7 protein-coding genes are annotated in these 6486 nt (G+C 35.1%); all 7 read left to right on the top strand.

The genetic code is table 11. The features are described 5' to 3' along the window. Positions 1–1487, top strand: a 1487-nt coding sequence (locus AC1DTM_RS16000; protein WP_477000468.1) for an aldehyde dehydrogenase family protein, incomplete at its 5' end; no start/stop codon positions are given. Further along, a complete protein-coding gene (locus AC1DTM_RS15995; protein ID WP_078173244.1) occupies positions 1488–2870 on the top strand; it encodes a putrescine aminotransferase in 1383 nt (460 codons plus the stop codon). It abuts the gene before it with no gap. Positions 2871–3028: 158 nt separating this feature from the next. Then, complete coding sequence (locus tag AC1DTM_RS15990; protein ID WP_078173243.1) at positions 3029–3409, top strand: GntR family transcriptional regulator; 381 nt, start codon at positions 3029–3031, stop codon at positions 3407–3409. Then, complete coding sequence (locus tag AC1DTM_RS15985; RefSeq protein ID WP_088098841.1) at positions 3406–4104, top strand: ABC transporter ATP-binding protein; 699 nt, start codon at positions 3406–3408, stop codon at positions 4102–4104. The genes AC1DTM_RS15990 and AC1DTM_RS15985 overlap by 4 nt, the downstream gene beginning before the upstream one ends. Then, the gene (locus tag AC1DTM_RS15980) at positions 4101–4883 is read left to right on the top strand and encodes an ABC transporter permease (RefSeq protein WP_088098842.1); all 783 of its coding nucleotides are present in this window, start codon (positions 4101–4103) and stop codon (positions 4881–4883) included. Before AC1DTM_RS15985 ends, AC1DTM_RS15980 begins: the two co-directional genes overlap by 4 nt. Positions 4884–4897: 14 nt before the next feature. Next, on the top strand, positions 4898–5800 hold the full coding sequence (locus AC1DTM_RS15975) for an ABC transporter ATP-binding protein (RefSeq protein WP_002158711.1): 903 nt from the start codon (positions 4898–4900) through the stop codon (positions 5798–5800). Beyond that, the coding region (locus AC1DTM_RS15970) for an ABC transporter permease (RefSeq protein ID WP_477000467.1) at positions 5800–6486 on the top strand (687 nt) is incomplete at its 3' end. The genes AC1DTM_RS15975 and AC1DTM_RS15970, both read left to right, overlap by 1 nt.

Raw genomic sequence — 6486 nt, 5'->3', positions numbered from 1 at the left:
ATTTAAAAATGTATGTAAACGGTGAATGGATAGATTCTAGTAATCAAGAGAAAAGAACGATTATTAACCCTGCGAATGGCAAGGGTATAGCATATGCACCTGAGGGAACGATTGAGGATGCAAAATACGCGATAGAAGTGGCAAGAGCGGCTTTCGATAGTGGAATTTGGTCAGAAACATCCACTGCTGAAAGGGCATCATATTTATTTAAAATAGCAGATGAAATTGATAAAAATATAGAAGAATTAGTATACCTTGAAACAATGGATAATGGGAAAACGTACCGTGAGGCAGAAGGAGATATTGGAGATGCAGCGGCTTGTTTTCGCTATTATGCCGGATTGATTACAAAGCCAGATGGTCAAACATATCATGTAGCCGATCCGATGCAAGCGATGGTTGTAAGAGAGCCAGTTGGTGTTTGTGGATTAATTGTTCCATGGAATTATCCACTATTGATGAGTGTATGGAAAATTGCACCTGCTTTAGCAGCTGGAAATACAATTGTGTTTAAACCTTCTGAAGTGACACCAATCACTGCAACAAAGCTATTCGAAATCCTTGAAAAAGTAGGGCTACCAAAAGGTGTTGCCAATATGGTAATGGGGGCCGGTCCAATAGTAGGAAATGAAATTGCAGCGAGTAATAAAGTGGACATGATTTCCTTTACAGGTGGAACAAAAACAGGTAAGCACATTATGAGAACAGCGGCAGATAATATGAAAAAGATTTCGTTAGAACTTGGAGGGAAATCTCCAAATATTATTTTTGCAGATGCAGATTTTGAGACCGCTATTGATTATGCTCTATTCGGTATTTATGCAGGTAGCGGACAAGTATGTTCAGCAGGATCAAGAATCCTTGTAGAAGAAAAGATTTATGATAAATTTGTTAATAGTTTTGTAGAGCGAGCACAGCAAATTAACGTTGGGCCTGGTGATAATCCAGAATCAGAAATGGGGCCACTTGTAAGTCAAGAACATATGGAAAAAGTATTACGTTATATTGAAATTGGGAAAGACGAAGGTGCAAACGTTGCTTGCGGAGGTAGACGAATAATGGAGGATGGAAAAGGTGATGGTTTCTTTATTGAACCAACAGTCTTTGTCAATGTAAAACCTGATATGCGTATTGTCCAGGAAGAAATCTTCGGTCCTGTTGTGGTAATTCAAAAGTTTAAAGACGAACAGGAAGCAATTGAGTTGGCAAACGGTACAGACTATGGTTTGGCTGGAGGGGTATTTACAGTTGATGGTGCAAAAGCAATGCGTGTGATTCGCAAACTTCGCGCAGGAATTACGTGGATTAATAGCTATCATCCAACATACAATGAGGCACCTTGGGGCGGATATAAGCAAAGTGGTATAGGTCGTAGTCTAGGAACGTTTGGTTTAGAAGAATTTCAASAAATTAAGCAGATTAATATAAATCTAGAAGTAGAACCAATAGGCTGGTTTGCAAATAAAAAAAATGTAGGAGTGAAATAGATGGGAACGAACGTAGAAAATAAATTGAATGAGAAAGATGTAAAAGGTTCGAATGTAAATGAGTATATTACGAAAGTACTACAGTTAATTGAAAAAGAAAAGGTTACTGAAGAAGAGGCGAACTGGATTCAAAAAGAAACAGTAGATGGATTTAGAGAGCATGTAAACCCTGGTTTTCTTGCTTATAGAAAAACAGTAACAAAAGATGGACAATTTGCAGCAGTAGAATGGTCAGATGAAGGATCTTGTTTCATGGATATTAACGGTAAAAGATATATTGACTGTTTAGGTGGATTTGGAATTTATAATGTTGGTCACCGTAATCCGAAAGTGGTAAAAGCTGTGACAGATCAATTAAAACGTCAAGCATTGCACAGTCAGGATTTACTGGATCCACTTCGAGCAATGCTTGCAAAGATTTTAGCGGATATTACACCGGGTGATTTGAAATATTCCTTCTTTACAAACAGTGGTACAGAAAGTGTGGAGGCAGCATTAAAACTAGCAAAAATGTATAGTGAACGAACAACTTTCATTGCTACAACTCGTGCCTTCCATGGTAAGAGTCTTGGTTCCTTATCAGGAACGGCAAAAGGAATGTTCCGTAAGCCATTCTTACCATTGATTCCGGGTTTTCGTCACGTTCCATTTGGCGACATTGATATGATGAGAAAAACATTTGAGACATGTGCATTAGTAGGAGAAGATGTTGCAGCAGTTATTTTAGAACCAATTCAAGGAGAGGGCGGTATTATTTTACCTCCAGAAAATTATTTGAAACAAGTACGAGAGCTTTGTGATGAGTTTGGATCACTCCTTATTTTTGATGAAGTACAAACTGGAATGGGACGTACAGGAAAAATGTTTGCTGCAGAATTATATGATGTAGTGCCGGATATTATTTGTCTTGCGAAGGCGTTTGGTGGAGGTGTAATGCCGGCGGGAGCTATTGTTGCGAAAGAAGATGTATTCAAAAGTTGGTTTGAAAATCCATTTATGCATACAACAACATTTGGAGGAAATCCTCTTGCATGTGCTGCTGCAATTGCAACAATTCATGTATTATTGGAAGAGAAATTACCGGAACGAGCTATGGAAGTTGGGGAGTATTTCTTGAATGGATTGAAACAAGCAGCAGAAGGGCACGAAGATAAAATCTTTGAAATTCGTGGTCAAGGTTTAATGATTGGGATTGAATTCCATAAAGACGAGATTGGTTATGAAGTGTCAAAGGCGATGTTTGATCAAGGAATTCTTGTTGCGGGTACATTAATTAACTCAAAAACAATTCGTATTGAACCATCCCTTACAATTAGTTATGAAGAAGTAGATACAGTGATTAATACGTTTAAATCTGTGCTAAATCAAGTAAAAGTAAAATGAATTTAAATTCAAAAGAGTAATATATTTATATGTTATTACAGAAAGGCAGTGTAACGAAAAGTTACACTGCCTTTTTATTACATTTTTAATTGGAAGTATTTACATGATGCTTGTCTTAGTGTACTATTTAACTAACACACTAAGACAGGAGGGAAGAAATGAAAATCGAGTTTTCTCCAAACACACCAATTTACATTCAAGTAATGGAATACGTAAAAAAGGAAATTGTAACAGGACATTTATTGTCTGGTGATAAAATTCCCTCCGTACGTGAATTAGCGAGTGAATTGCAAGTAAATCCAAATACGATTCAGCGTACATTTCAAGAATTAGAGCGAGATGGAGTTGTTGTAACACGTAGAGGAATGGGGCGATATGTAACGAATGAAGGGGAGAAAATTATGGATCTGCGAAAAGATATGGCGAAAGAATTACTTCATTCTTTTATAGATGGAATGGACAATTTAGGTTTTTCAGAAGAAGAAATTCTTTCAATTCTTCGTTCTTCATTACATGAGACAAGGGAGGAGAACGAATGACAGAGCTATTAAAAATAGAAAATCTATGGAAGCGATATGGATTGAAAGCAGTAATCCGGAAATTAAACATAGAGATTACAGARGGGAAAATTGTTGGGCTTGTTGGGGATAACGGGAGCGGGAAAACGACGTTATTGAAAATGATTGCAGGCCTGCAGCATCCTTCAGAAGGTAGTATAGCAATTAACGGTAAAAAAGTAGGGTTAGAGACGAAAGAAATCGTTTCATTTATGTCTGATAAGCCAGTCTTTGATGATTGGATGACTGTAAAAGATGCATTATTCTTTTATAGAGATTTTTATAAAGACTTCGATATTCAAAAAGCAGTAGATACGATTGCGGAATTTAAAATACCATTAGAAGAAAAAATTACAGCATTATCAAAAGGTATGGTTGAAAAGCTTCAAATTATTTTAACGTTTTCTCGAAAAGCGAAGTTATACGTACTGGATGAACCACTTGGCGGGATTGATCTCGTTTCTAGAGAGCACGTATTGGATCTCATTCTACAATTTTATAGAGAAGATTGTACGATACTAATCTCAACTCATTTAATAAATGAAGTTGAAAATATTTTTGATGAAGTAATCTTTTTAAAAGATGGAGAAATTGTATTGTATGAAAATGTGGAAGAGTTACGTTTTCAGAGAGGGAAAGCAGTTCATGAATTGTTTAAGGAGGTGTTTAGTAAGTGAAGTCGTTACTTTCTTATTTATGGAATGTGAATAAGAAAAAATATATTGTTACTTTTTTAATTTTTGTGTTAATTGAAGCGATTTTATTTTCACAAATGAGTGTAAAAAAGAGTGAAACAGCTGTGATAAAACAAGAAGCGATATTCGGATTTATTATTATGATCTTCATATTTTATGTATTGTATATGTTTTTACAAACGATGAAGTCGTGTTCACGTTTACTAACAAATCCATTGCTACGGGTTACAGCGATATCTGGGAAACAATATGTTTTTTCTATCCTTATCTTCTTTTTTATTGTAATGGCTATATGGTATGGAATATGTGGAATTCTTTTCTATGTGGGTTATGTATTAGCATTTCCTACGACGTATGTATATATAGATGCAAAAGAGGTTATGCAAGCAGGTATAATAAATAATTTAATATACACAATGAGTGATTTGTTTGAATTTTCATTTGCGGTGTTACAAATTTTATTAGCAGTTACTCTCGTTAAATTGCTTACTAAGAAGAAGAAGATACAAAATATAATGATTGTCATTATTTCTCTAATAGTAAGTATATCGATTACTTTAGTGACAACATTGCTAGGGAAATTAGCTCCAGCTTTCCAAGGGTTGCGAAGAGTAGAATATCGTAGTGAAAGTGACAATCTGTTTATTGATATGTTTCAAGAAAATGGATTTAATATGTTTAATATAAGTTTTATGATAATTGTTAGTGCCTTACTAGTATATGTAATTGCTTATATCATCGACAAAAAACTAGAAGTCTAAAGGAGGAGTCAGCATTGGGAAACGTAGTAGTGAAATTAGAAAATGTTCGAAAAAAGATTGGTAAGACAGAAATTATTCGGGGCTTATCATTTGAGGTTCAAGAAGGAGAAGTATACGGGTTCCTTGGACCGAACGGTAGTGGTAAGACGATGACAATTCGTATGATGACAGGTCTTATTTCGATGACAGAAGGTGATATTACAATTTGTGGCCATAGTATTCGCACAGAGCGTGAAAAGGCGCTAGAGCAAATTGGAGCGATTGTAGAAAATCCCGAGCTATATGATTATATGACAGGAATGCAAAACTTAAAGCAGTTTGCAAACATGGCAATTACCCCAATTAGTAAAGAGCGTATCGCTGAAATTATAAAGCTTGTTGATTTAGAGCATGCCATTCATAAAAAGGTGAAAACATATTCACTTGGAATGAAACAACGCCTAGGAATCGCACAAGCGTTACTTCATCAACCAAAAATATTAATTTTAGATGAACCGACAAATGGATTAGATCCAGCTGGTATTCGCCAAATTCGTGACTATTTACAACGATTAGCGAAGGAAGAAAATATTGCAGTCATTGTATCAAGTCATTTATTAAGTGAAATTGAATTAATGTGTGACCGCGTCGTTATTATAAAGCAAGGTGAGTTTGTGCAAGAGTATAACTTACATGAACAAGCGAAGCATGATGAAACGGTAGTTGTAGCGTTTGAAGTAGATCAAGTTCAGAAAGCAAATGAAATCATTAAAGGTAAGGAACAAGGGAATGTAATTGTGACACCTATAATGAAAGAAGAGATTCCGCAAATTGTAAAAGAGCTAGTAAATGCTGATGTACTCGTATACGGTGTTACTGTTCAAAATAAAACGTTAGAGGATGAATTCTTAGCGATTACAGGGGGAGTGAAAGCGTAATGTTTAAATTAATTCAAAATGAATTTTTGAAGTTACATGCGAAAAAAGGTATGTATATTTTAATAGGTGTAATTGCAGCATTGGAGATTTTGGGAGTTTTAGCGATGCTGAAATGGGGCGGAGGACATGAGTTTAAAGGATCATATTTAGATTTTGTAAGTTCAGAGATTGGTTTAATTACCTTGTTTGCAACAATTTTTGGAATTACGATTGCTTCTCGTACAATTACTGATGAGTTTCAAAAAGGTACAATTAAGCAGTTATTAATCCGTCCTAGAAAACGAATTACAGTTTTGTTCTCTAAATATATTACAGTGTTACTTACTATATTATTTATCATATTTGCTAGCACGTTAATCGCAATGATTATTGGTGGGATTGTAATGGATGGTAGTAAAACAGAATTAACGTTAGGAATCATAATGAAGTCCATTTTATATCAAGTACTTTCACCGTTCTTCTTTGCAACTCTTGCCTTTTTCTTGGCAAACGTATTTAGAAAGTCTGTATTACCATTAATTATTACGTTGTTCCTATTTTTCTTGCAAGGAGCAATTAATATGGTGCTAATAATGTTTGCAAAAGGTGTAGCGAAATTTGTTGTGTTCTTCCATTTAAATTTAAGTGTTTACGACAGCAATAAATTAGTAAGTGGCGGAGTAGAACCACCATTTACAGAATTTACG

It is taken from the genome of Bacillus sp. P4_D3 (assembly GCF_056401855.1).
Note: the sequence above shows the minus strand (reverse complement) of the source record. Positions and strands in the feature narration are given on the sequence as shown.

Coding starts and splice junctions, on each gene's coding strand:
- AC1DTM_RS15995 (WP_078173244.1), top strand. CDS start 1,488: ATGGGAACGAACGTAGAAAATAAATTGAATGAGAAAGATGTAAAAGGT.
- AC1DTM_RS15990 (WP_078173243.1), top strand. CDS start 3,029: ATGAAAATCGAGTTTTCTCCAAACACACCAATTTACATTCAAGTAATG.